This is a genomic window from Streptomyces sp. S4.7 (assembly GCF_010384365.1).
In the GTDB taxonomy this organism is placed as follows: domain Bacteria; phylum Actinomycetota; class Actinomycetes; order Streptomycetales; family Streptomycetaceae; genus Streptomyces.
In genome coordinates this window covers 833,336-857,477 of record NZ_CP048397.1, presented here as the reverse complement: position 1 = coordinate 857,477, position 24,142 = coordinate 833,336, and the positions used below count along the sequence as shown (strand labels likewise).

The window sequence follows — 24,142 nt, the reverse complement described above, 5'->3', positions numbered from 1 at the left end:
CCCGCCTTATTGGTTTGCCGCCGGCGAGCCGGTCGGATAGGAAGCCCTCATGTTGAGGGGCAGAGAGGTCGGGCTCAGGGCCCGGTACGAGGAAGACATCCCGATCCTGCGGGCCGAGCTCTACGACGACGTGGCCGGCTCCGCGCGGGCCGAGAGCCGGCCGTGGCGGCCGGTCACGCCCGGCTCGGAGGACTCGCGGCTCGTGGTGGACGACAAGGAGGAGGGGCATGTCCCGTTCTCCGTGGTCGAGTTGGCCGGCGGCACGCTGATCGGCACCGCGACGCTGTGGGGCATCGACAACCACCACCGGTCCGCGCACATCGGGCTGGGGCTGCTGCCTGCCTCCCGCGGGAAGGGTCACGGCACCGACGTGGTCGCGGTGCTGTGCCACTACGGGTTCGTCGTGCGCGGTCTGCACCGGCTGCAGATCGAGACGCTGTCGGACAACACCGCGATGCTGCGCTCCGCCGAGCGCAACGGTTTCGTCCGCGAAGGCGTGCTGCGTTCGTCGTCCTGGGTGATGGGCGAGTTCCTCGACGATGTGCTGCTCGGTCTCCTCGCCGAGGACTGGAGGCCGGACCCGGCGTAGGCCCGCTTGCCGACGCCGGTGGCCGCGGTTTCGGGACTTCCCCAACGCGCCGATTCCCAGGGTCACTTCGCCTCCCGCGGCGGTTTCCGAGGGGCCCGGCTGACCCCCGTATTCCACTTAAGTATGGAGATCCAAGAATCGTTTCAAATCCAACGTTATGACATAGGCTTCCGATCGGTCGATGCCGGACCAGTCGGCGGATGACCAAGATCCAACTGTGCTCCGTTCCAGTACATGCGAGGAGTCGCGTACATGTCTGAATTGAACCGCCGTGGGTTACTTACACGTGCCGCACTTGCCGGGGCCGGCCTGGTCGCGGCGGATGCCTTAGTAGGCGCTCGGCCCGCGACCGCGGCGGGCAGGGGGAAGGCCAGCGGAGCATGCACTCCGGCGTTCGACTCCGTCACCGTGCAGCCCGGGGACTCCCGGTACGAGAGCTTCGTGCGTGCGCACAACACCCGGTTCTCCAACCGGCCCGACCAGGTGACCATCGCGACCACCCCGGCCCACGTCGCCGAGGCTCTCGGCAAGGCCGTCGCGGCCGACCGACAGGTCACCGTCCGCTCCGGGGGCCACTGCCTGGAGAACTTCACGACATGGTCCGGGGTCAAGGACCTCATCGACCTCTCGCAGATGTCGGACGTCTACTTCGACGACCGGCGGAAGGCCTTCGCCGTGGGGCCGGGCGCGATCGTGGCTCCGACGCAGAACACGCTGTTCAAGGGCTGGGGCGTCACCATTCCCTCCGCGGGCTGCTCGGAAGTGGGCCTCGGCGGGCACATACTCGGCGGCGGCTACAACTTCTACTCACGCATACACGGCATCGCCGTGGACCACCTCTACGCCGTCGAGGTCGTCGTGGTGGGTGCCGACGGACAGCCCCGCATCGTCGTGGCGACTCGCGAGGCCAACGACCCGAACCGGGACCTGTGGTGGGCGCACACGGGCGGTGGCGGCGGCAACTTCGGTGTGGTGACGCGGTATTGGCTGCGTACGCCGGGAGTGGACACCGCCGACCCCACCAAGCTCCTGCCCCGTAGCTCCGATCAGCGGACCCGTACGGTGCAGTGGTCGTGGGACACCCTGTCGCAGCAGTCGTTCACCACGCTCATCCGCAACTACTGCCAGTGGTACGAGCGCAACAGCGCCCCCGGGGCGAAGGAGGTCCAGATATGGGCCTCGTTCTCCGCCTCGCACGTGTCGGCCGGCGTGATCGGCCTGATGGCCGGTGTCTCGAAGTCGGTCCCGGGCGGCGAGGCCATGCTCGACGGGCTGTTCGACGCGGTCACCGCCGGCGCCGGCGTCACGGCCGCGACGGACTCCAGGTCCGAGCTGGCGTGGCTCGACCGGGACAACTGGTTCTGGGGTCCCCCCGGCCGCCAGAAGGACAAGACCTCGGATCTGCGGAAGAGTTACACCGATGAGCAGATAGCGACGATCTACCGCTATCTCCACGACGACTCGATCAGCAATCCCGGCGCACAGGTGAACCTGGCCGCCCTCGGCGGGAAGATCAACAGCGTGCGCGCGGACGCGACCGCTTATGTGCACCGCGACTCCGTCCTGCGCACCTACTTCACCCCCGGTGTATGGAGGGCGGAGGCGGACGACGCCGCGCACGTGGCCTGGGTCCGCAAGTGCTACCGGGACGTCTACAGCAGGACCGGCGGCGTTCCGGTGCCCGACGCGATCAACGCGGGTGCCTACATCAACTATCCGGACGTCGACCTCGCCGACCCGGAGTGGAACACCTCCAACACGCCGTGGCACGCGCTGTACTACGGCGCGAACTACACGCGGCTCCAGCAGGTCAAGAGGACCTACGACCCGCGCAACGTGTTCCGCCACCCGCTGTCCATCCGCCCCACCTGATCCTGCGTCACCACGCGGCGCCCACCGGCCGGTTCATCAACCGGCCGGTGGGCGCGGTGTGTTCGGGTGTTCCGGAAGCCGGCTCCCATGGGGGCGGATACGGGAAAACACGGGAGGCGGTCGCGCTCCGCCGGACAGCGGAAACGGGCCAGGGTGGCCGGTGCCCGAACCCGGGAAAGCCGGTGAAGCCGGTTCTCTCCACGCCGCTGAGCTGTCCTTTTCGGTCGGACCGGCTCGACCGGGGCTGATTCGGACCGCCTTGACACCCCACACCGGTCATGAGTTTGTTTACCCGTCATAGCAAGATTTCGACCACCTCGGGGGAAGCTCCCGGCCTCGTTCTCGCGGTCGGTCGAGCGGCCGGGGCCAAGGTGGCGCAGACACGACAGGGAGATCGAGATGGCTGCCGAGACGTCCGGCGTTGACGATGTCGCGAGTTTCTACGAAGGCCTCGGTCAGGTTCTCAACGCCGCCTGGGGTGAGAACCTGCACTACGGCTACTGGGAGGACGACACCGACGACAGCCCCGTCGAGGTCGCCACTGCCCGGCTGACCGACCTGCTGGTCACCCTGCTCGACCCCGCACCCGCGGGCGCGGTCCTCGACATCGGCTGCGGTGTGGGCAAACCCGCGCTTCAGCTCGTCGCGACCAAGGACGTGCACGTCACCGGCATCGCCATCAGCGACGTCGAGGTTGAGCAGGCCGCCGAGCGTGCCAAGGAGGCGGGCCGGTCGGACGTGACGACCTTCCGGAACGCCGACGTGATGGAACTGCCCTTCGCCGACGGCTCGTTCGACGGCGCGTGGGCGGTCGAGTCACTGCTCCACGTGCCGGACCGGGGCCGGGCGCTCGCCGAGACGGCCAGGGTGCTGCGCCCCGGCGGGCGGCTGGTGATCGCCGACACCGCCGAAATCCCGCCGGTGGGTCCCGAAGGCCGCAAGGTGCTCAACGACATCTGCGCCTCGTACGGCGTGAGTTCGTTCGCCACCGCCGCCGAGTACCTCGAACTGCTGGCCGCCCACGGCTTCGTCGACGTCGAGGTACGTGACATCAGCGACAAGGTGGTCCGGACAGGGGCGATCATGGCCGATGTCGTCGAGGCCCGGCGCGACGAACTGGCCAAGATCGACGGACCGGAGCCGGTCGACCAGTACATCTCCCTGATGCGCCGCGCGGCGGCCACCCCGGACATCGGGTACCTTGTGATCGCCGCGACGCTGGGCCCTGCGTCCGGCTCCTGACCCCGGCCTGTCGCGTGTGCGCTGCCCGGCACCCCGCCGCGAGGACGGGGGCCGGGCAGTCACGGTCGCGGCGTCAATCGGTGGTGCGGCCACCGGCTTCCAGCAGTTCCGTCGACGCCCCGTCGGCCTCCCCGGAGTCCCCGGCCCCGTCGGCCCCGACGACCGCGGGCACCTTGCGCAGACCCAGTGTGAGGAACACGGTGAGTACCGTCAGGACCCCGCAGACAACGCTCACCAGCACCAGCCCATGGGTGAACGCCTCGCGTGCCACATCCAGCGCGGCGGTCGCCAGGCCCTCCGGCAGACGGGAGATCTCGTCGACAGCGTTGCCGATGCTGTCCTCGATACTCGCGGCGGCCCCCTCGGGCAGCCCGGCGGGCAGCTCGCCGGAGACCTGGTTGCGGTAGACCGCGCCACCGACGCTGCCGAGCACGGCGATGCCCAGGCCCAGGCCCAGTTCGTGAGAGGTGTCCGAGATGGCGGAGACCGCCCCGGCCTTCTCCGGCGGTGCGGAATTGATCATCATGTCGGTGCCGAGTACGACGGTGGGGCTGACGCCGATGTTCAGCAGCGCCAGCGCGACCATCACCGTGGCCGGCCCGCTGTCGGCGCCGGCCTGGGCCAGGACCACGAAGCCGGCCGCGGCGATCACGAGGCCCCCGGTCATCGCGTACGCCGGACGCATCCACCGCAGAGCCACCGGCGCGAGCAACGACCCTGCCACACCACCCAGACTGCCCGGCAACGACGCCAGCCCGGCCTCCAGCGGCGACAGCCCCACCACCATCTGCAGGTACTGCGCGATGAAGAACTGAGATCCCGACATCACGAAGAGGGCGAGCCCCATCCCGCCGAGCGACGCGGAGAAGGTGCGCTCGCGGAACAGGGCCATGTCGATCAACGGGTGGGTGAGCCCGCGCTGACGCGCGACGAACCACACACCCAGGGCGAGACCGGCGAGGAGAATCAGCGCGGGGATCACGGCCACGCCTTCGACGGCGAGCTTCTTGAGACCGTAGACACCGGCGAGCAGGGAGAGCACCAGCAGGCCCATGCTCGCGAAGTCGATGGTGCCCGGCCTGGGGTCGCGGTACTCGGGGAGCAGCACCGGACCGAGGATCAGCAGGAGCACCATGGCCGGCACGCTCAGCAGGAAGACCGAGCCCCACCAGAAGTGTTCCAGCATCACGCCGCCGACGAGCGGGCCGATGGCGCCGCCCACCAGGAAGCACGTTATCCAGACGCTGAGGGCCACGGTCCGCTGCCGGGCGTCGAGGAACAGATTGCGGATCAGCGACATCGAGGAAGGCGTCAGGGTCGCCCCGGCTATACCGAGGAGCGCACGGCTGACGATCAGCATCTCGGCGCTGTTGGAGAACGCGGTCAGCAGCGAGGCGACACCGAAGCCCACCGCGCCGATCAACAGCAGTCGGCGGCGCCCGATCCGGTCGCCCAGCGTGCCCGCGATTATCAGCAGACTGGCTATCAGGAAGCTGTAGATGTCGACGGCCCACAGCAGTTGCAGACCGCTCGGGTTCAGGCTCGCGTTCAAGTGCGGTACGGCGAGGTGCAGCACCGTGTTGTCGAGGGTGATGAGCATGGCCGGCAGCGAGAGGACGGCGAGAGCCGTCCATTCGCGTCTTCCGGCGCGCGCGGGGGGAACGACGGTCGTTCCTTTCTCAGTCATGGAGGAGAGCCCAGTCGGTGGGAGTGAACGCGCCTCCCGGCCGGGCGGGCCGTCGTCGAGCACCGACGATTCCCGGCCCGCGGGCGGCGTCGAAGGACCGATGGCCCGCTGACGGGCCGGGGTGCCGAACCGCTGCCGCTCGTCCGCACCCCGGCCCGTCAGCGGTGCCCGTCAGCGATAACCGGTGGCGTCCGCCGGCTTGCCCGTCTCCTCCACCTCGACCAGATAGCGCCAGCAGTCGGGGCGCGAGCCGTCGAGGTCGGTGAAGCCGTACTCCTGCGCGAGCTGACCGCTGGACACCGACTCACCGTTCCAGCGCGCGATGTCGGCGTCGCCCGCCAGCGCCGCGACCGCGCGTCCGACGTAGGCCGGGCTCTCCGAGATGCAGAAGTGCGGCACCTCGGCCAGCGCGTCACGCCAGGTGTCCTCGGTGACACCGAGCGTTTCGAGCATCATCTCCGAACGCATCCACCCCGGACTGAGCGCGACCGCCGTCCCGCCGTGCGGCTTCAGCTCGTGCGCGAGCACGAACGCCATGCGCAGCACGCTGTTCTTGACCAGGTCGTAGAAGTACGAGTTGCGGTAGCGCGTTCCGTTGTACGCGGTCGTACCGTCGGTCATCTCGATCACGAGCCCGCCCGGATTGCGCACGAGCAGCGGCAGCACGAAGTGGCTGGTGATCGCGTGGGTGGCCACGCCCAGCCGCATCAGCCGAAGTCCGTTGTCGAGGTCGTGTTCCCAGACCGGTTTGTCGAACTCGAACAGCCGCTCGCCGCCCCAGACATCGTTGACCAGCACGTCGAGCCGCCCCTGCTCGGCGTCGACGCGGTCGGCCAGCACACGGACCTGCTCGGGCACCAGGTGGTCGGTCGGCACCGCGATGCCGGTCCCGCCCGCCGCGGTGACGAGCTCCGCGGTGTCCTCGATCGTCTCGGACCGGTTGTACTCCGAGCGCCGTTCCCGAGTCGTGCGGCCGGTGACGTAGACCGTCGCACCCGCCGCGCCGAGCTGGACGGCGATGGCGCGCCCGGCGCCCCGCGTCGCACCCGCGACCAGCGCGATCTTTCCGCTCAGGTCTGGCGCCGATGTGTCGGGCATGAGTGTCATTGCGTTCCTTATCTATCTGCACGGCCTGGCCCGCGTCAGTCATCGACGCCGACCGGTGACTCCATGATCGCCCCGAAACCGGACACCTAGTGTCGTGCTTTACATCGTTCTGCGCCGGGAGACGTCACGGCCGCGGCGGAGCTGTGTGCCTCGCCCGCCGCCCGCCGGGCGTTCGGGTCCGGGCGGAGGGGGACACTCACTGTTGACCGGACGCACGGGTACGTAGTGGTATCAGCGCCAAGGCGATCAGTAAACGGGTGCGACAGAGTGATCGGCGTGATCGGTGCGACTGTGAGGCAAGCGTTCTGTGAGGATGGTCGTATGACAGTGCGCAGCAGGAATCATGTGACGGTGTCCGGCCGGGCCGGGGGGCCGGTGGTGATGCTGGCGAACGGGTTCGGGTGCGATCAGAACATGTGGCGGCTGGTGGTGCCGCCGCTGGAGCGCGACTTCACCGTGGTGCTGTTCGACCATGTGGGGGCGGGGCGCTCCGACCTGTCGGCGTGGAGCCGGGAACGCTACTCCACCCTGGAGGGCTACACCGAGGACGTGCTGGAGATCTGCCATGAGCTGGCCCTCGGCCCGGTGACGTTCGTGGGGCACTCGGTGGCCGCGATGATGGGCGTGCTGGCCGCGGCGCGGGAGCCGGAGATATTCGCCGGCCTGGTGCTCCTCGCCCCGTCGCCGTGTTTCATCGACGATCCGGACGCCGGCTATCGGGGCGGATTCAGCGCCGAGGACATCGACGAACTCCTGGGCTCCCTGGAGGCGAACTACCTGGGGTGGTCGGGCGCCATGGCCCCGGTGATCATGGGCAATCCGGGGCGGCCGGAGCTGGGCGAGGAGCTGACCAACAGTTTCTGCCGCACCGATCCGGAGATCGCCCGCGTCTTCGCCCGTGTGACGTTCATGTCCGACAATCGCGAAAACCTCGCCCACGTCACCGTTCCCACCCTCGTCGCGCAGTGCTCCAACGACTCGATAGCGCCGCCGGAGGTCGGGGACTTCGTACGGTCGAAAATCGCGGGAAGCCGGCTGATCACCCTGAACGCGACCGGCCACTGCCCCCAGCTCGCCGCCCCGGAGGAGACGGCTGCCGCGATCACCGAGTTCGTCACGGCCGAGAGATGATGTGCGAGAGAGGGGACTGCGGGAGCGGCGATCAGCCGCTCGGCGAGGGACGGTCCGAGGACGACCGCGCCGCGTTCGCCACCCTGCTGGAGGACAGCGCCGAGGACCTGTACGAGAACGCGCCGTGCGGATACCTCTCCACGCTGCTGGACGGCACGATCGTGAAGATCAACACGACTCTGCTGGACTGGCTCGGGCACACCCGCGACGAACTGGTGAGCCGCCGCACGTTCGCCGATCTGCTGAGCGTGGGCGGCCGTCTCTACCACGAGACCCACTTCGCCCCACTGCTGCGTATGCAGGGCGAGATCAGCGGCATCGCCCTGGAGCTCAGGACGGCCGACGGGGGCCGGCTGCCCGTGCTCGTCACCTCCACGGTCAAGACGGGCAGCGACGGACAGCCGCTGCTCATCCGCACCACCCTCTTCGACGCCCGCGACCGCCGCGCCTACGAGACCGAACTGCTGCGCGCCCGGGCACAGGCGGAACGCGAACGCGAGGAACTCCAGCGCCTCAACGCCACTCTCCAGCAGACCCTGCTGCCTCCCGCACTGGTCGAAGTGCCCGGACTGGACGTGGCCGCGCACTACCACATCGCTTCCACCGACAAGGTCGGCGGCGACTTCTACGACCTCTTCCCCCTGACCGACGGCACCTGGGGACTGTTCCTGGGCGACGTGTGCGGCAAGGGCGCCGCCGCCGCGGCCATCACCTCCCTGGCCCGCTACACCCTGCGCGCCGCCGCCGTCTACCACCCGGACCCGGTAGCCGTCCTGAGCAACCTCAACACCGTCCTCACCCACGAATACAACGGCCAGGACCCACGGTTCTGCACCGTCATCTTCGGACTGCTCACCCCCGCCGAGCAGGGCGGCTTCCACGTCACCCTGGCCAGCGGCGGCCATCCGCCGGCTCTGCTGATGCGCGCGGACGCGAGCACCCGGTACCTGCCCACCCCCGGCGGACAGCTCATCGGCGTCCTGCCCGACGCCCACATCGCCACCACCACCCTCCACCTGGAGGCGGGCGACACCCTGCTGCTTCACACCGACGGCCTGACCGAGGCCCGCGCGGCTTCGGGCAGCAGGAACGACCGCTACGGCGACGAGGCCCTCCTCGATTTCGCCCGGGCCCTCGCCCCCACCACCCCCTCCCGCGCCGTCGCTGCCGTCCGTGACCTGCTGGACTCCTTCGGCACCGGCGTCGACGACGACACCGCGGTCCTCGCCATCGGCGTCCCCTCGGACAGCTGAGCCCGCAACCGGTACGCGGTACGGGCCGATCGTCCGGGTACTCGAGGTCTGCCGGACGATGTCACCGCGAAAGGGAGTGGATCAATGGATACATCTCACCCGAAGACGTCCGATTCCCGAGAACCCGTGGGTGAACTGGTGAAACAGGCGTCGGAACAGATATCCAGGCTGCTGCACGAGGAACTGGCGCTGGCACAGGCGGAGATGAGGGAGAAGGGCAAGCGGTTCGGGCGGAGCGGCGGCCTGCTCGGCGGAGCCGGCCTGGTCGCGGTCATCGCCTTGCAGGCGCTGGTCGCCACCGCGGTGATCGCCCTCGCCCTCGTATGGCCGCTGTGGCTGTCCGCGCTGGTGATCACCGCCGCGCTGTTCGCCCTCGCGGGCGTCCTCGCGGCGCTGGGCAGGAAAGGAGTCGCCGAGGCCGCCCCTCCGGCTCCCCGTAAAGCCATCGACGGTGTCAAGGCGGACATCGCCCAGATCAAGGAGAGTGCACACCGATGACCGGGAAACCAGACAAGGGCGCGGACGAGCCCACCCCCGACGAGCTGCGTGAGCGCATCGAAGGGACGCGCGAGGAGCTCGGACGGACGGTCGAGGAGCTGGCCGCGAAGGCCGACGTGAAGGCACAGGCCAGGCAGAAGGCGGCAGCCGTCAGGGGAAAGGCGGCGGGGGCCGCACGGCAGGCACAGGGGAAAGGCGCCGACCTGTTGCGGTCGGCGCGGGACAACACCCCCGAGCCCGTACGCGAGCAGGCGGCACAAGCAGCCACGGCGGCCCGGCGGAACCAGGGCGTGGTGTTCGCCGGTGGCGCCGCACTCGTACTGGCGTACTTCCTGGCCCGCAGGACAGGAAGCGGGCGATCGAAGCGTGCGCACGCGGGTCCGGGGAGGTGCGCGAGGGGCTGAAACAGTGGGAACGGGGCCTTCGGGAGAGGGGCCGGCCGCCGATGGGCCGGCTCCGCCGCCACGAGCGGGGCGGTCGCGTTCCCGCGGTGGATTCCGCCGACGCCACGCCCCGGCGTCCCGGAGCGGGGGAGGATCGCGATCTACGGTGTTTCGGGGCGTGGGGGCCGGGCACTCGGTGGGCCGCCGGGGGCGCCTCGTGACGGATCGGAAGCACGTTCTGAAAGGCTGACATGACCGACTCACAGCCCTTGCCCGGACAGTATGAATCCTTCTGGATGGCGACCGCCGGTGCCACCGGTGACCCGGCGCTGAACGAGGACGTCACCGTCGACGCGGTCGTGGTGGGCGGCGGCATCGCGGGGCTGAGCACGGCATGGGAGCTGGTCACCGCCGGCCGGACGGTCGCCGTGCTGGAGGCCGACCGGATCGCGGCCGGCGTCACCGGATACACCACCGCGAAGGTCTCCGCGCTGCACACCCTGGTCTACGACCGGCTGCGCCGGACACGTGACCAGGACGCCGCGCGACTGTACGCGCTCTCGCAGCAGGGCGCGGTGGAACGGGTGGCCGAGATCGTCGCCATGCTCGGTATCTCCTGCGACCTGGAGCGGGCGCCCGCCTACACCTACGCCACCGAGCCCGCCGCCGTTCCCGAACTGCGGGCCGAGGCCGAGGCGGCCGCGGCGGCCGGTCTCGCGGCCTCGTACGTGGACCGCACCGATCTGCCCTACGAGGTGAGCGGCGCCGTCCGGGTGGACGCGCAGGCGCAGTTCCACCCCCGCAAATATCTGCTCGCACTCGCCGCGGACTTCCGGGCCAAGGGCGGCCTGATCTTCGAGCGCTCGCGCGCCACCGGCCTCACGGAGGGCTCACCCTGCCGCGTCACGGTCGAGTCCGGTCACACCGTCACGGCGCGCGACGTGGTGGTCGCCACCCATTTCCCCGTATTCGACAGGGCCCTGACCTTCGCGCGGCTCTCCCCGCGCAGGGAACTGGTGGTCGCCGCCCCGATCGCCGCCGAGATCGCGCCGACCGGCATGTACATCACCCAGGAGGACGGCAAGCGGTCGGTGCGCACCGCACCGCTCGACGACGAGCGGCGGCTGCTCATCGTCACCGGCGAGAGCTTCACTCCCGGCACGGGTGACCCCCGCGAGGGGTTCCGGCGTCTGGACGCCTGGATGCGCGCCAGGTTCCCCGTCGGCGGGACCGCCTACCGCTGGGCCGCCCAGGACAACGACTCCACCGACACCGTCCCGCTCGTCGGCCCCTTCCACGCCGGTTCCCGCCACACGTACGTGGCCACCGGGTTCGGCGGCTGGGGCATGAGCGGCGGCGTCATGGCCGGCCGGCTTCTGACCGGCCTCGTCCTGGGCGAGGAGCCGCCGTGGGCCGCCCTGTACGACCCGCGCAGGCTGGCGAGCACCCTGCGCGAAGCGCCCGCCCTGCTGAGGCAACAGGCCGACGTGGCAAAGCACTTCGTCGGCGACCGGCTGCGCACCACCCACGTGGACTCGGTCGCACAGGTCCCGCCGGGCACCGGAGCGGTGGTACGTGTCAACGGCCAGCGCTGCGCGGTCTACCGGGACGCGGACGGTGTGGCCAGCGCCGTATCCGCGCGGTGTACGCATCTGGGGTGCCTGGTGGCCTTCAACGACGCCGAGACCGCGTGGGAGTGCCCGTGCCACGGCTCGCGTTTCGGTGTCGACGGCTCGGTCCTCCAGGGGCCGGCCGTCCACCCGCTGGAGAAGCGGAACGTATCGGGCGGCTGACACCGACGGGCACGTCGCGGGACGCGCAGCCATCATGGAACGCATGGAACATTCCGCGCTGATCGTCATCGACATGATCAACACGTACGATCACGCCGACGCCCATCTGCTCGTGCCGTCCGCGAGGGAAGCGGTGCCCCGGATCGCGCGGCTGCCCAGTGACAGGTCGCCCTGATCGTCCTTGATCCAGGCGAGGCCGCTGCTGTTGCCGTCGCCGGACATCGAGGGCACCCGAGCCAAGCTGAAACGCCTGGTCGAAATCGACGTCCGCACCGAGGTCGAAGCCGGTAGCTTCACCGGGAAGCAATAGTCGACCGACCACCACGACCAACAGCTCTGCCCTCCTCACCCGGAAACGGGCATCAACTCACGAACCGTCCCCTGAAACATCGACACCAGGATCGACGGCGTCACATACTGATCCTCGTTCAATTCCGACAACGGCGTCTTCTGCCTCCAGGCATTCCAGGACAGCGTCTGCCGGCGCCATCACGATGGGGATCGCAGTGAACGCACCTACATCGCCGGCAGGGCGGGCAGATGTGCCCGCGTCATTCCCTCCGCCGCACGCGCCACGGGGTGCCCGGTCAGGTTGAGTGCCGACGGACGCATCGGTGTGTGGCAGGGCGTGGACGGGCGCGTCCAGGTCTGGGAACCGCGGACCGGGACCTACCGGTGGTCGCTCGGGGCGGCGCTCAAGGACGGGCGCCCTGGACGGCTCGCAGTACGAGGTGAGCGCCGACGGGCGCCATGTGCTCAGCGCCGAGGAGGACGGGGCGCGACTGTGGAGCGTGGCCGATGGCCGGTGCCGGGTGCTGGCCGCCGGCGCGGCGACGCGTGCGCTGTGCTTCAGCCCCGACGGGCGGATGGTCGCGGTGGCCGGCGAGGACCGGGTGATCGTGGGAGAGCCGGCGCAGGTCCGCCCGCATGCCCTGCGACGGCTCTTGCCCCAGGCGGTTGACGCAGTGGATGAGGCGTTCCTCGCCGAACTGCTCGCCGCCGGTGACGTGTTCCTCGATGATGCCGTCGGTGTGGCACAGCACCCGGTCGCCCGGCCGGAGTAGGTGCTTTCGGATCCGGGGCTCGTTGCCGCCGAAGCCGACGGGCAACGTCGTCGCGCTCTCCAGTTGCCGCTCGACCTGGCCTCCGCGGATCAGCAGCGGCGCGGGGTGGCCGGCGTTGACCAGCTTCATCTCACCGGTGGCGATGTCGAGGTGCATCAGCTGTGCCGTGACGAAGTGGTCGGGACCGAACTGCCGGGAGACGGCGTCGTCCATGAACGCGTACTTCTCTGCCAGGCTGACGAGCGCGCGCCGGGCGTGCCGGTAGGCGCCGATGACCACGGTTGCCATCACAGCGGCGTCCAGGCCGTGGCCCATCGTGTCGATCACGGCCACATGCAGGATGTTGTCGTTGAGGGCGTAATCGAAGCTGTCACCGGCGACGCGGTAGGCGGGCTCCAGGATGCCGGCCACCGCGACCTGCGGCACGGTCATCGTCAGCGGCGGCAGCAGGCTCCACTGGATCTCCGCCGACACGCTTATCGGCTCCCGGCGGCGGGCCAGTAAGAACTCATCGGTGTAGGCGTTCTTGGTGACCACCATGTCGGCCACCAGGCCTGCGAGCCGGCGCAGCAGGCTCCTGTCCTCGTCGCCGACGGTGTCGAGGGTCAGGGCCATCACCCCCACATGGTCGCTGCCGTCCAGAAGCGGCAGATACATCCGCACGCCGCCGTGTGCCAGCGCCACCTCGACGATGTCCGTGCTCAGGAAGGTCCGGCCGGCGGGGGAGTCCGACATCGGCTCGGGCCGGCCGACGTGGAGCTTCCTGCCGGTAAGCGGCACCAGCAGCTCCTGCGCGTAGTCCTGGAGCAGGATGGAGACGTCACGGCCGCCGATCCCGGCCACCTCCTCCGCGATCAGCGGGACGATCAGATGCGGCGGCATCACCCGCATCCGGTCCGGCAGCAGGCCGAGCGGGCGCTCGCTGAAATTCTCCGGCTGGTCCACGCTTTCCTCGCCCATGACCTGCCTCGCCGCCTTCTTCCCGCCGCTGCCTCCGCACAACGTGACCCGCGAAGCCGCCGCAGCGGCTCATTACTCCACGCGCGGCATGTCATGTCGGCAGGGGTGACCGTGAACGAACAGCGGCAGGCCCTTTATGTCCACGACATGGTTGTCACTTGCGGCCGAAACATTTTCTCACAGTATTTAAAATCAAATACATAAACGACTCTTCTGTGTGTATTGCCGCCGGGAGGAAATTCGTGCGTAATCTGCCCCGCGACAGAATGAAGGCTTTCCGGGCGATCGGTAGAGGCCCGGTCGGCCCCCGGTCTCCCGAGAGAAATGGTCTCGATGAAGCTCAACATCCCTGGCGTGGTTCGACCACGATCCGTTTCCGGCTGGCTGACCGCCACACTCACGGCTGCCGTCGCCGCCGCAATGGTCGCGGTGACGCCGACCCAGGCGCTCGCCATTGCCACACCCGTGCCTCTGGGCACGGCCGACGCCTTTGCTGTTCTGGCCGGTGAGTCGATCACCAACACCGGCCCCTCGGTCATCACCGGCGACATCGGTGTGAGCCCCGGAACGGCCATCACCGGCCTTCCGCCGGGTCTGGTCCTTGGCGCGCAGCACTCCGCGGACGCGGTGGCCCTGCAGGCCAAGTCCGACCTCGTGACCGCGTTCAACAACGCCGCGGGACAGGCCACGGACTCGACGCGCAGAACAACCCCAACACAGTCTGGGTCTTCCAGGTCGGCTCCGGACTGACGACCGCCTCCGCCAGCCGGGTCGCGCTCATCAACGGCGCGCAGGCGTGCAACGTGTTCTGGGAGATCGGAAGTTCGGCCACCCCGGGCACCAACTCGACGTTCGTCGGCAACATCCTGGCCCTGACCTCGATCAGCGCCACGACCGGGGCGACCATCGACGGTCGCGCGCTCGCGCGCAACGGTTCGGTGACCCTGGACACCAACCGGATCACCCGCTCCACCTGCACCGGCGGCACCACGTCCGGGACGACGACCGGCACCACGACCGGTACCACGACCGGCACGACCACCGGCGGGTCCACGGGCGGGGTCATCTCAGGCAACACCAACGGGAACACGACCGGGAACACGGTGGGCAACACCTCCGGCGGCGGACACGGCGGCATGCCTCCGGGGAAGCCGGGCCACGGTCACGGAAAGCCCGACCGCGGTCACGGAAAGCCGGAACTGTTCGGGCAAAGTAGGTGTCAGCGCGGTGTTCAACCTGACCGCGGACAGGAAGTTGAGGTCCAGGGCGGCCTGCCATTGGTCGTCGTCCCGCCTGCCCGCACCAGCGCCGCCGCCAGGGCTGAGTGAGCGCGTGGACCCCCTCGCGCATCCGGCGTATCCGCAGTGCCCGACCGTTCGCTTCGTACGGCCGCCCGTCCGTCCGGACAGGATCGGCGGTTCAGATTCGGCTGACCCGCGCCGACGACCCGTCGGCTGAACCCGCCGCAGCCCCTTCCCCGCGTCCCTGCCCCGGTGGGCTCCGGACCTGGACCGGGGCCCTACGTCTGGGCTGCGGGTGTGCGCAGGGTGAGGATGGCGACATCGTCGTCGTTCCTCCTGCCGGGCGGCCGGGCGCGTTCGAGCAGCAGGTCGGTGAAGGCGGCCAGCGGCCGGTGGGCCAGTGAGGCGGCGTGCTTGCGGAGTTGGTCCAGGCCCTCGTCGATCGGGCGGTCGCGGCTCTCGACGAGTCCGTCGGTGTAGAGGACGAGTGTCGAGCGGGGAGGGAGGGTGAGAGCCGCGTCGTCGCGCACCGGTGCCAGGCCGGTGCCCAGCAGCAGCCCGTGCCCCTGGGAGAGGTAGCGGGCCCGCCCGTCGTGGGTGATCAGCAGGGGTGGGGGATGGCCGGCATTGGTCCAGGTCAGGCACCAGGTTCCGTCGGCGTCCTGCTCCACCTTCCCGAAGACCAGTGTCGCTGTCGGTACACCGGTGAGGTGGGTCATCGAGGCGTCCAGCCGGTGCACGATCGCGCTCGGCGGCTCGTGGTGCGTCCACGCGTAGGCCCGGAGCATACTGCGGACCTGAGCCATTCCCGCGGCGGCGTCCAGGTCGTGTCCGACCACGTCTCCGATCGCCAGCGCGGTGGTCACGTCGGCGACGGTGAACGCGTCGTACCAGTCACCGCCGACCTGCGAATCGTCCGGCGCGGGCACGTACCGCGCCGCCAGCTCCAGGCCCGGCACGGACGGCAACTGAGCCAGCAGGTGACGCTGCATGGTCTCGGCGACCTTGCGCTGGCGCTGGTAGAGCCGGGCGTTGTCCAGGGCGAGCCCGGTCCGCCGGGTGAGATCGTCCAGCAGCGACAAGTCCGCCCCGGTCAGCGGTTCACGGCCCTTCGACCGTCCCAGAGTCAGCGCTCCCAGCACGTCGCGGACCCCCCGGATCGGCGCGATCGCCGCCGAGACCATGCCCGTCGCCTCGAACAGCCGCCGCTGCTCGATGGCGACGCCGGTGTCCGGCGGCCCCTGGTACGTCTCCGGCGTCACCAGAGTGGAGGCCGCACCGCGCAGGGCCCGCGACAGCGGCATCGGGGATTCCTCCGGCACCGGCGGCATCGGCCCCTGCAACTCTTCCCGGGTGACGAACGCACCGTCCTCGTAGTGCACCACGATCGCGCGCTCCACCTCGTCGGGTTCGGTGATCAGGTCGACCACCGCCCAGTCCGCCACCCGGGGAACCACCAATCGCACCAGCCTGCGCAACGCCTCCTCACTGTCGAGAGTCGAAGTCAGCTGCGTGGTCGTCTCGGCCAGCAGCGCCAACCGCTCCAGCTCCGACAGTGCCGAGCCGGAACCCGCCGGCAGGCCGGCTCCGTCCGGACCACGGTCCGGGCCCGTGAAGATGACCATCGTGTCCGCGTGAGCGCCGTCAGGAGCGCACGGCGCGACGAGCCAGGCAAGCTCCACCAGCGAGCCGTCGCCCCGCTCGAACCAGCCGCTGCCCACACGCGCGACGCGCGCCAGGAACGCCTCGGTCATCCGGCAACTGGCCCTGACCAGCGGCTGGCCATGCTGGTCCCGGTGCAGCAGATCATGGGCGTCCCGGCCCACAAGAGCAGCGGCATCCCTGCCCAGCACACGCTCCGCATGCGCGTTCGCCCAGGCGATGGTCCCGTCCTCGTCCACCACGCACACCGCCGCCCCGACCATGTCCGGCATTCCCGCCGCACGGGCCGGCCCCTCCGGCGGTACGCCACCGGCCCTGGCCTTGGACATCCCCCGCGCCTCCCTGTGGTGGTTTCAGTTCCCCGTCAACCTCTCACAAGCAACCCCGGGGCGGGACACGTCCGCACTCCCCGCGCCCCGAGGAGCATGCCCGACCCGGCATACCCGGGGGCCCGGACGGTGCCGACCAGTAGTGGCTCGCCCCTCCGCCGTCGGCGGCACCGCTCGCAGAAGCCGGCCGTCTCGGACGGACCGGCGACCGCCCGGCGGCCTGCGGGGAAGAAGCGGCGGGCGGGTCGGTGGACGATGCCGACGGTGGTGATCAGCAGCACGGCTGACGTAGGAGAAGACGAACCGGTCGACCGGGGCGGACCGCCTGCCGGGCCCGCAGCTTCCCCAGGGGGTCCGGGGCGGACAGGGAGGCGGGGCTCGTCGGGTCCGCCCCGAGCCTGCATCTCGCCGTCTGCGCGGCGGGGGTGAGTCCAGCTTGGCCGAACAGCAGCGCGTAGCCGGGTGGGGAACTGGTGGAGGATGCGGGTGATGAGGTCGGGTCCGGTGTGGGCTGTGACGGCGGCGAAGACGGAGCCGGTGTCCCAGCGGTGTTTGCCAGGGATGCGCCGGAGCGGGCGGCGAGGCCCTTGACGAAGACCCAGCCGGTCAGCGGTTGGGTGTCGGGGATCTGGGCGGTCAGGGCGCGTGCGGCCTGCGGGGGCAGGCAGGCGGCCAGGTCGACGCGTTCGTCGGCGGTCAGCCGGCGTCACGGCCCCGCCAGGACCAGGCGGACGGCTTCCTCGGCTCCCTGGGCGCCTTCGTAGCGGACCTTCTCCAGCATCTGCTCCTACGCCGTCGAGTACGGCTGCTGGTGCTCAAGCGGTATGCGCACGTCGGTGATCATTGCGGTGGATGCCTTTCGTCGAGCCAGGGTCGGGTGGGTGTCGGTGTGGGGCACCGGGCCAGTGGTCAGATGGGTTGCGGGTGGCCGAAGAGGAGGTCGTAGCCGGCGGGGAGCTGGAGCAGGATCCCTTTGAGGAGGTCGTGGCCGGCGGCGTCGGCGACCGTGGACAGCACTGCGCTGACGTCCCAGGTCGCGGTCTGCTCGGTGGCGCCCTCGATCCAGGCCGCGGTCGCCCGCACGAACCGCTTCGCAGACAGCGGCTCGGCGCTCTGCAGCGGGTTGAGCAGGATCAGGGCGAATTCCTCCGGCAGGCGGGCCGCGAGCCGGGAGCGGACCTCGCCGACCAGGTGCGCGCCGAGCAGCGCGAGTACCACACGGGCCGCGCGCCCGGTTTCCTCCACAGTGCCGTACTCGCCGCGTTCCTTGACGTGGTTGAGAAACGCTTCGCGTCGCAGGGTCATCTCGGCCGCCACCCCTTCTCGTCTCGGACTGCCCACTGGGGGTGCGGAAGACGGGGTGAGGGGGAGATCAGGGATTCCCGTCCTCCGCACCTGTCCGGCCGGTGTCAGCCGGAGATCTCCTTGGGGCCGGAGCCGACGCCGATGGAGATCTTGCGGGGCTTGGCACGCTCGGCGATCGGAATGCGCAGGGTGAGCACGCCCGCGTCGTAATCGGCGTGGATGTGCTCGGTGTCGAGGGTGTCGGCGAGCATGATCTGGCGGGAGAAGACGCCCAGCGGCCGCTCGGACAGTTCCATCTGCACGTCGTCGCCCATCGCCACCGGCCGACGCTCGGCCTTGACGGTGAGCATGTTCCGTTCGACGTCGATGTCGATCGTGTCCGCGGGGACGCCGGGAAGGTCGAAGGCCACCACGTACTGGTCGCCCTCGCGGTAGGCGTCCATCGGCATCGCCGACGGCCTCGACCAGGTCCCCGGGCTCAGCAGTTGCTGCGTCAGCCGGTCCATCTCACGGAAGGGGTCAGTGCGCATCAACATCGTGAAAACACCTCCAACAGGTTCAGGCAGTTACCGCCAATGCGCCTCACTGGCACCGTTGTAACATGTCATCTAATGGATGACAAGCATGATGTCATCGACCTGATGACCCTCTGGGGGAGGTGCCCGTGACAGCAGCCGACCAGCCGTCCACGACCCGTACCGACGCCCACAGCCCGGCGTCCTTCCTCGCCGCCGCGGCGGCCCTGGCCGCCATAGACGACGCGCTGCGCGAAGCCCAGCACGAGACCCCCGACGCCGCTGGTCCCGGCTCCGAGCAGGCGCTGGCCTCCCTGATGCTGCTGCGGCAGGTGCGCGAGCAGCTCGCCGGGTGGGAGACCGGGCTGATCGAGACCGCCCGCGACGCGGGCGCCAGCTGGGCCGACCTCGCCCCGCCCCTCGGCGTCGCCAGCCGCCAGGCCGCCGAGCGCCGCTACCTGCGCGGCCGCCCCGGCGCCGTCGGCGCCACCGGCGAGCAGCGCGTGACGGCCACCCGCCAGGCCAGGGCCGCCGAACGCGCCACCGTCAGCTGGGCGCGCGCCAACGCCGCCGAATTGCGCCGCCTCGCCGGACAGATCACCGCGCTCGCCCGCCTCGCGCCCGAAGCGCGCTCAGCCCAGGCCGCCCTGCATGCCGCTCTCGGCGCCACCGACGCCGCCGAGCTCATTGCGCCCCTGACCGGCATGCGTCCCTACCTCGATGCCCGCCACACCGGCCTCGTCCAATCCCTGGAGGCCCTCGAAGACCGGTACAGGACGACAGCCGCTGACGATGACTGACAACCACCACGCAGAATCACACCAGACGGGTGCGCTCCGGCCCACCCCGAACCACGCCGACGACGGGCAGCGGTCCGTCCCCGGCCCGAGTCCAAATCCGTTCATGACGTACCCACAGAAAGAGACCCACATGAGCAGCAGCGTCGAGACGCTGGAATTCCAGGCCGAGACCCGCCAGTTGCTCCGACTGGTGATTCACTCGATCTACTCGAACAAAGACATCTTTCTGCGCGAGCTGATCTCGAACGCCTCCGACGCCTTGGACAAGCTGCGACTGGAATCGCTGACCGACTCCAGCCTCGCCGAGACCGGCACCACTGACCTGCACATCTCGCTGGAGGTCGACAAGGACGCCCGCACACTGACCGTCCGTGACAACGGGATCGGCATGACCCGGGACGATCTCGTGGAGCTGATCGGCACCATCGCCAAGTCCGGCACCGCCAGCCTGCTGGAGAAGATCAAGGAGGCCAAGGACGCCGCCACCGCCGAGAGCCTGATCGGGCAGTTCGGCGTCGGCTTCTACTCGGCGTTCATGGTCGCCGACAAGGTCACCCTGCGCACCCGGCGGGCCGGCACCGACTCCGGCACCCGGTGGGAGTCCGACGGCGAGGGCACCTACGGCATCCAGGCCGTCGACGGGCTGCCCGTGGGCACCTCGGTCACCCTGCACCTCAAGCCCGCCGACAGCGAGGACGGGCTTGCCGACTACCTCTCCGAATCGAAGATCCGCCAGATCGTCAAGCAGTACTCGGACTTCATCCGCTGGCCGATCCGGATGGCCACCGAGCGCACCGACTCCGAGGGCAACACCACCCGCGACATCGACACGATCAACTCGATGAAGGCGCTGTGGGCCCGTCCGCGCAGCGAGGTGACCGAGGACGAGTACAACGAGTTCTACCAGCAGATCAGCCACGACTGGCTGCCCCCCGCCGAGACGGTTCACATGCGCGCCGAGGGCACCTTCGAGTACGAGGCACTGCTGTTCATCCCCTCGCAGGCACCCTTCGACCTGTTCTCCCGCGAGACCAAGCGCGGCGTGCAGCTGTACGTCAAGCGGGTGTTCATCATGGACGACTGCGAAGCGCTCATGCCCAACTACCTGCGCTTCGTCAAGGGCGTCGTGGATGCCCACGACCTGTCGCTGAACGTCTCCCGCGAGCTCCTCCAGCACGACCGCCAGATCCGCGGTGTACGCCGGCGCCTGGTCAAGAAGGTCCTCGGCGCCCTCAAGAGCATGCAGTCCAAGGACGCCGAGCGCTACACGAAGGTGTGGGAGCAGTTCGGCCGGGCGCTCAAGGAAGGCCTGGTCGAGGACACAGACAACACCGAGGCCCTGCTGGAGCTGGTGTCGGCCGCCTCCACTCACGACCCGGAGAAGACCACCACGCTGCGCGAGTACGTCGAGCGGATGAAGGAGGGCCAGGACACCATCTACTACCTGACCGGCGAGAGCCGCGCGATGGTGGAGAACTCCCCGCACATGGAAGCCTTCGCCGCCAAGGGCTACGAGGTCCTGATCCTCACCGACCCCATCGACGAGGTATGGGTGGACCAGGTCCCCACCTTCGACGGCCATCATCTGCAGTCCATCGCCAAGGGGCAGGTCGACCTCGACGACTCCGCCGACGGCCAGAAGGAAACCGACGCCGAGAAGGCCCAGCGCGAGCAGGACTTCGCCGCCCTGCTGCCCTGGCTGACCACCACCCTGTCCGAACAGGTCAAGCAGGTCCGTCTGTCCTCACGCCTGACCACCTCGGCGGCCTGCATCGTCGGCGACGCCCACGACGTGACCCCGACTCTGGAAAAGATGTACCGGGCCATGGGCCAGCAGATGCCCCAGGTCAAGCGGATCCTGGAACTCAACCCCGCACACCCGCTCATCACGGCCCTGCGCACGGCGCACGACGCGAACGCCGAAAACCCCGCACTGGCGGAGACCGCCGAGCTGATCTACGGCAGCGCGCTGCTCGCAGAAGGAGGCGACCTGCCCGACCCGGCCCGCTTCACCCGGCTGCTCACCGACCGCCTGACCGGCACCCTGTAACCACGGGTGCGGCCCGGGAGAGCCGGAGAACCTGGCCGTAACCACCCGCCTCCCCTTGACGCACTCCTCATCAACCTGCCTGCTCCGGCGCCCCGCAGGGGGCACCGGAGCAGGCAGATGCCTCGAGCGCGTAGCCGATGTCCTCCGGGCTCAGCCCACACCTACACCTGGAAGCCCGCGCTGGCCGAGGCCCACATCATTTTGCCGCGCGCCGAGGGAGCCGGAGAGTCTGTCGTGACCTTGGCGCGGTGGCTCGGGCACTCGCCAGCGATCACCCTCGGTTACTATGCTCACTTCATGCCGGGAGGCCGGAAGCAAGGGGCGCACCGCCGTCGACGGACTGCTCGGGAAGCGGGGAGATCGGCAGGCCGGCCGAACTCCCCAAATTCTCCCCAGGCAAGTTGACGGGTGATTCCCGCTGCTACGCCCCTCCAAAGATGGCCGTGGATTGCAAGGTTGAAGAGATGGGTGGCCTGGGAAAATGCTGAAAGAGGTCACTGCGACCCGCTATGTCACGCCCTTGCGTGAGGGCGGCTCGCTTCCCGGCATCGTCGAGGCCGACGATCTCGGGACGTACGTCATGAAATTCACCGGCGCGGGGCAGGGCCGTAAGACGCTCGTCGCGGAGGTCATCTGCGGGCAGTTGGGGCGGCGGCTCGGGCTGCGGGTGCCGGAGCTGGTCGCGATGCAGCTCGACCCCGTCATCGGTCTCGGGGAGCCCGACCAGGAGGTGCAGGAGCTGCTCAAGGCGAGCGGCGGGCTGAACCTCGGAATGGATTTCCTGCCCGGATCGCTGGGCTTCGACCCGCTCGCCTACGAGGTGGGCCCGGCCGAGGCGGGCCGGATCGTATGGTTCGACGCGCTGATCAACAACGTCGACCGGTCCTGGCGCAACCCCAACACGCTCGTCTGGCACGGCGATCTGTGGCTCATCGACCACGGGGCCACCATGATCTGGCAGCACAACTGGCCGGGCGCCCAGGCTTCGGCGGCCAAGCCGTACGACGCCTCCGACCATGTCCTCGCACCCTTCCGCCCCGACATCGCCTCGGCCGCCGAGGAGCTCGCGCCGCTGGTCACCGAGGAGCTGCTGACCGAGGTCGCCGCCGACGTGCCGGACGAATGGCTCGTGGACGAGCCCGGGTTCGCCTCCACCGACGCGCTGCGCCGCGCCTATGTGGCGGCCCTGCTGCCGCGCGCCGCGACCATCCACGAGCGCCTCACGTTCGACGCGCCCGTCAAGCAACGCCCCTCGCAGGCCCCCGGCTGGCTGACCGAACACCTGGCCCCCTGGCCGCACCCCACGAAGCAGAGCGGAGGCGAGGGCCGATGAACGGACGCGATGTGTTCGAGTACGCGCCCCTGCGTGTGGTGCCGAGGGTCGAGCGCGGTGAGTTCATCAACGCGGGCGTACTGGTCTACTGCCGCGCGAAGTCGTTCGTCGCCGCCCGTACGCATCTGGACGAGTCCCGGCTCAAGGCCCTGGCGCCCGACGCCGATGTGGCGGGGGTGCGGGCCGCGCTGCGCGCCGTCGAGGGCGTCTGCGCGGGCGGCGACCCCGCCGGACAGGCCGCGCGCGACGACGCGGGCAGGCGGTTCCGCTGGCTGATCGCGCCACGCTCGACGGTCGTCCAGCCCGGTCCCGTACACACGGGGCTGACGCTCGACCCGGCGGCCGAGGTCGAGCGGCTGCTCGACCTGCTGGTGCGGTAGATGCCGGGGGCGGGCGGGCGTTCGCGGGTGGACGGTCGCGGTGTGACATATGTTCGGCCGCCCCGTGGGCCGTTGACACCGGGTGTCAGGGCTTCTAGCGTCACGGCAGCTGAATACTAAGCGGTCGCTCAGCAGTCGTGCCGGCGCCGCGATCCAAGGGCGAGGAGAAGCAGCATGTCCACCACCGAGCAGCGTGTCGCCGTCGTGACCGGGGCGGCGCGGGGCATTGGCGCCGCGAGCGCGGTACGTCTGGCGGCCGAGGGCCGGGCCGTCGCCGTACTCGACCTGGACGAGGCGGCCTGCGCGGAGACCGTCGGCACGATCACCGCCGCGGGCGGCAAGGCCCTCGCCGTCGGCTGCGACGTCTCCGACGCCGCCCGGGTGGAGGCCGCCGTCGCGCGCGTCGCCGCCGAACTCGGCGCCCCCACCGTCCTCGTCAACAACGCGGGGGTGCTCCGCGACAACCTCCTCTTCAAGATGAGCGAGTCCGACTGGGACACGGTCATGAACGTGCACCTCAAGGGCGCGTTCCTGATGTCGCGCGCCTGTCAGCGGCACATGGTGGACGCCTCGTTCGGCCGGATCGTCAACCTGTCGTCCAGCTCCGCCCTCGGAAACCGCGGCCAGGCCAACTACGCCGCGGTCAAGGCCGGACTCCAGGGCTTCACCAAGACCCTGGCCAAGGAGCTCGGCAAGTTCGGCGTCACGGCCAACGCCGTGGCCCCCGGCTTCATCGTCACCGACATGACCGCCCAGACCGCCGCCCGTGTCGGCATGGGCTTCGAGGAGTTCCAGGCGGCCGCCGCCACCCAGATCCCGGTCCAGCGGGTCGGCGTCCCCGACGACATCGCGAACGCGATCGCCTTCTTCACGGGCGAGAACGCCGGATTCGTCTCCGGTCAGGTGCTGTACGTCGCCGGCGGACCCCTCAACTGAACCGGAGAGTGA

Annotated in this window: 19 protein-coding genes and 4 pseudogenes; 16 read left to right on the top strand and 7 right to left on the bottom strand. The window is 69.8% G+C overall.

The window, feature by feature from the left end; translation table 11 throughout:
- Positions 1 to 49: 49 nt before the first annotated feature.
- The 3 genes from SSPS47_RS03775 to SSPS47_RS03765 all read left to right on the top strand — a co-directional run bounded on the left by SSPS47_RS03775 (position 50) and on the right by SSPS47_RS03765 (position 3,703).
- Positions 50 to 589: a GNAT family protein gene (locus SSPS47_RS03775; RefSeq protein ID WP_164248715.1), complete on the top strand. Its 540-nt coding sequence runs from the start codon at positions 50 to 52 to the stop codon at positions 587 to 589.
- A gap of 441 nt (positions 590 to 1,030) precedes the next feature.
- A complete protein-coding gene (locus SSPS47_RS03770; protein WP_239064763.1) occupies positions 1,031 to 2,461 on the top strand; it encodes a BBE domain-containing protein in 1,431 nt (476 codons plus the stop codon).
- Positions 2,462 to 2,860: 399 nt separating this feature from the next.
- Positions 2,861 to 3,703, top strand: a complete 843-nt coding sequence (locus SSPS47_RS03765; RefSeq protein WP_147878977.1) for a methyltransferase domain-containing protein — start codon at positions 2,861 to 2,863, stop codon at positions 3,701 to 3,703.
- A 73-nt stretch (positions 3,704 to 3,776) separates the two neighbouring features.
- Here SSPS47_RS03765 and SSPS47_RS03760 read toward each other — a convergent pair whose 3' ends face one another.
- Both SSPS47_RS03760 and SSPS47_RS03755 read right to left on the bottom strand, forming a co-directional pair.
- A complete protein-coding gene (locus SSPS47_RS03760; RefSeq protein WP_164248710.1) occupies positions 3,777 to 5,390 on the bottom strand; it encodes an MFS transporter in 1,614 nt (537 codons plus the stop codon).
- A 171-nt stretch (positions 5,391 to 5,561) separates the two neighbouring features.
- Positions 5,562 to 6,497, bottom strand: a complete 936-nt coding sequence (locus SSPS47_RS03755) for an SDR family oxidoreductase (RefSeq protein ID WP_164248708.1) — start codon at positions 6,495 to 6,497, stop codon at positions 5,562 to 5,564.
- Positions 6,498 to 6,818: 321 nt separating this feature from the next.
- Here SSPS47_RS03755 and SSPS47_RS03750 point away from each other — a divergent pair, with 321 nt between their 5' ends.
- The 6 genes and pseudogenes from SSPS47_RS03750 to SSPS47_RS03725 all read left to right on the top strand — a co-directional run.
- A complete protein-coding gene (locus SSPS47_RS03750; protein WP_164248706.1) occupies positions 6,819 to 7,628 on the top strand; it encodes an alpha/beta hydrolase in 810 nt (269 codons plus the stop codon).
- On the top strand, positions 7,628 to 8,881 hold the full coding sequence (locus SSPS47_RS03745) for a SpoIIE family protein phosphatase (protein WP_164254373.1): 1,254 nt from the start codon (positions 7,628 to 7,630) through the stop codon (positions 8,879 to 8,881). The genes SSPS47_RS03750 and SSPS47_RS03745 overlap by 1 nt, the downstream gene beginning before the upstream one ends.
- An 84-nt stretch (positions 8,882 to 8,965) precedes the next feature.
- Complete coding sequence (locus SSPS47_RS03740; protein WP_164248704.1) at positions 8,966 to 9,379, top strand: phage holin family protein; 414 nt, start codon at positions 8,966 to 8,968, stop codon at positions 9,377 to 9,379.
- Complete coding sequence (locus SSPS47_RS03735) at positions 9,376 to 9,783, top strand: DUF3618 domain-containing protein (protein WP_164248702.1); 408 nt, start codon at positions 9,376 to 9,378, stop codon at positions 9,781 to 9,783. The genes SSPS47_RS03740 and SSPS47_RS03735 overlap by 4 nt, the downstream gene beginning before the upstream one ends.
- 230 nt (positions 9,784 to 10,013) lie before the next feature.
- Positions 10,014 to 11,555, top strand: coding sequence for an FAD-dependent oxidoreductase (locus SSPS47_RS03730; protein WP_164248700.1), 1,542 nt, complete (start codon positions 10,014 to 10,016; stop codon positions 11,553 to 11,555).
- Between the two features lie 43 nt (positions 11,556 to 11,598).
- A pseudogene (locus SSPS47_RS03725) lies at positions 11,599 to 11,709 on the top strand (cysteine hydrolase); the annotation flags it as partial.
- A gap of 541 nt (positions 11,710 to 12,250) precedes the next feature.
- Here SSPS47_RS03725 and SSPS47_RS03720 read toward each other — a convergent pair.
- Positions 12,251 to 13,579, bottom strand: a complete 1,329-nt coding sequence (locus SSPS47_RS03720) for a PP2C family protein-serine/threonine phosphatase (RefSeq protein ID WP_239064762.1) — start codon at positions 13,577 to 13,579, stop codon at positions 12,251 to 12,253.
- 324 nt (positions 13,580 to 13,903) lie between these two features.
- Here SSPS47_RS03720 and SSPS47_RS03715 point away from each other — a divergent pair.
- A pseudogene (locus SSPS47_RS03715) lies at positions 13,904 to 14,907 on the top strand (ice-binding family protein).
- 191 nt (positions 14,908 to 15,098) lie between these two features.
- On the opposite strand, the gene SSPS47_RS03710 reads toward SSPS47_RS03715, so the two are convergent.
- From SSPS47_RS03710 to SSPS47_RS03700, 4 genes and pseudogenes are all read right to left on the bottom strand, one after another.
- A complete protein-coding gene (locus SSPS47_RS03710; protein WP_164248698.1) occupies positions 15,099 to 16,811 on the bottom strand; it encodes a SpoIIE family protein phosphatase in 1,713 nt (570 codons plus the stop codon).
- A gap of 415 nt (positions 16,812 to 17,226) precedes the next feature.
- Positions 17,227 to 17,592 (bottom strand): annotated as a pseudogene (locus SSPS47_RS35190) (DUF2267 domain-containing protein); the annotation flags it as partial.
- A gap of 128 nt (positions 17,593 to 17,720) precedes the next feature.
- Positions 17,721 to 18,116, bottom strand: a complete 396-nt coding sequence (locus SSPS47_RS03705; RefSeq protein ID WP_164248696.1) for a DUF2267 domain-containing protein — start codon at positions 18,114 to 18,116, stop codon at positions 17,721 to 17,723.
- A 104-nt stretch (positions 18,117 to 18,220) separates the two neighbouring features.
- Positions 18,221 to 18,652 carry an Hsp20/alpha crystallin family protein gene (locus SSPS47_RS03700; RefSeq protein ID WP_164248694.1) on the bottom strand — a complete coding sequence of 144 codons (432 nt, stop codon included), beginning with the start codon at positions 18,650 to 18,652 and terminating at the stop codon, positions 18,221 to 18,223.
- Positions 18,653 to 18,780: 128 nt separating this feature from the next.
- Here SSPS47_RS03700 and SSPS47_RS03695 point away from each other — a divergent pair, with 128 nt between their 5' ends.
- The 6 genes and pseudogenes from SSPS47_RS03695 (at position 18,781) to fabG (ending at position 24,130) form a co-directional block, all read left to right on the top strand.
- Positions 18,781 to 19,431 (top strand): type III effector protein, encoded by a 651-nt coding sequence (locus tag SSPS47_RS03695; protein WP_164248692.1) that lies wholly within the window; start codon positions 18,781 to 18,783, stop codon positions 19,429 to 19,431.
- A gap of 130 nt (positions 19,432 to 19,561) precedes the next feature.
- Positions 19,562 to 21,481, top strand: a complete 1,920-nt coding sequence (gene htpG / locus SSPS47_RS03690; RefSeq protein WP_164248690.1) for a molecular chaperone HtpG — start codon at positions 19,562 to 19,564, stop codon at positions 21,479 to 21,481.
- A 150-nt stretch (positions 21,482 to 21,631) separates the two neighbouring features.
- Positions 21,632 to 21,886: pseudogene (locus SSPS47_RS35185) on the top strand (site-specific integrase); the annotation flags it as partial.
- A gap of 76 nt (positions 21,887 to 21,962) precedes the next feature.
- A complete protein-coding gene (locus SSPS47_RS03685; protein WP_164248688.1) occupies positions 21,963 to 22,814 on the top strand; it encodes a HipA family kinase in 852 nt (283 codons plus the stop codon).
- On the top strand, positions 22,811 to 23,194 hold the full coding sequence (locus SSPS47_RS03680; RefSeq protein ID WP_147875936.1) for a DUF3037 domain-containing protein: 384 nt from the start codon (positions 22,811 to 22,813) through the stop codon (positions 23,192 to 23,194). The genes SSPS47_RS03685 and SSPS47_RS03680 overlap by 4 nt, the downstream gene beginning before the upstream one ends.
- A 174-nt stretch (positions 23,195 to 23,368) precedes the next feature.
- Complete coding sequence (fabG, locus tag SSPS47_RS03675; protein WP_164248686.1) at positions 23,369 to 24,130, top strand: 3-oxoacyl-ACP reductase FabG; 762 nt, start codon at positions 23,369 to 23,371, stop codon at positions 24,128 to 24,130.
- Positions 24,131 to 24,142: the final 12 nt, after the last annotated feature.

What these genes read in the sequence shown, in the direction of transcription:
- SSPS47_RS03775 (WP_164248715.1), top strand. Translation starts at nt 50, where the DNA reads ATGTTGAGGGGCAGAGAGGTCGGGCTCAGGGCCCGGTACGAGGAAGAC.
- SSPS47_RS03765 (WP_147878977.1), top strand. Translation starts at nt 2,861, where the DNA reads ATGGCTGCCGAGACGTCCGGCGTTGACGATGTCGCGAGTTTCTACGAA.
- SSPS47_RS03760 (WP_164248710.1), bottom strand. Translation starts at nt 5,390, where the DNA reads ATGACTGAGAAAGGAACGACCGTCGTTCCCCCCGCGCGCGCCGGAAGA.
- SSPS47_RS03755 (WP_164248708.1), bottom strand. Translation starts at nt 6,497, where the DNA reads ATGACACTCATGCCCGACACATCGGCGCCAGACCTGAGCGGAAAGATC.
- SSPS47_RS03750 (WP_164248706.1), top strand. Translation starts at nt 6,819, where the DNA reads ATGACAGTGCGCAGCAGGAATCATGTGACGGTGTCCGGCCGGGCCGGG.
- SSPS47_RS03745 (WP_164254373.1), top strand. Translation starts at nt 7,628, where the DNA reads ATGTGCGAGAGAGGGGACTGCGGGAGCGGCGATCAGCCGCTCGGCGAG.
- SSPS47_RS03740 (WP_164248704.1), top strand. Translation starts at nt 8,966, where the DNA reads ATGGATACATCTCACCCGAAGACGTCCGATTCCCGAGAACCCGTGGGT.
- SSPS47_RS03735 (WP_164248702.1), top strand. Translation starts at nt 9,376, where the DNA reads ATGACCGGGAAACCAGACAAGGGCGCGGACGAGCCCACCCCCGACGAG.
- SSPS47_RS03730 (WP_164248700.1), top strand. Translation starts at nt 10,014, where the DNA reads ATGACCGACTCACAGCCCTTGCCCGGACAGTATGAATCCTTCTGGATG.
- SSPS47_RS03720 (WP_239064762.1), bottom strand. Translation starts at nt 13,579, where the DNA reads ATGGGCGAGGAAAGCGTGGACCAGCCGGAGAATTTCAGCGAGCGCCCG.
- SSPS47_RS03710 (WP_164248698.1), bottom strand. Translation starts at nt 16,811, where the DNA reads ATGTCCAAGGCCAGGGCCGGTGGCGTACCGCCGGAGGGGCCGGCCCGT.
- SSPS47_RS03705 (WP_164248696.1), bottom strand. Translation starts at nt 18,116, where the DNA reads ATGACCCTGCGACGCGAAGCGTTTCTCAACCACGTCAAGGAACGCGGC.
- SSPS47_RS03700 (WP_164248694.1), bottom strand. Translation starts at nt 18,652, where the DNA reads ATGTTGATGCGCACTGACCCCTTCCGTGAGATGGACCGGCTGACGCAG.
- htpG (WP_164248690.1), top strand. Translation starts at nt 19,562, where the DNA reads ATGAGCAGCAGCGTCGAGACGCTGGAATTCCAGGCCGAGACCCGCCAG.
- SSPS47_RS03685 (WP_164248688.1), top strand. Translation starts at nt 21,963, where the DNA reads ATGCTGAAAGAGGTCACTGCGACCCGCTATGTCACGCCCTTGCGTGAG.
- SSPS47_RS03680 (WP_147875936.1), top strand. Translation starts at nt 22,811, where the DNA reads ATGAACGGACGCGATGTGTTCGAGTACGCGCCCCTGCGTGTGGTGCCG.
- fabG (WP_164248686.1), top strand. Translation starts at nt 23,369, where the DNA reads ATGTCCACCACCGAGCAGCGTGTCGCCGTCGTGACCGGGGCGGCGCGG.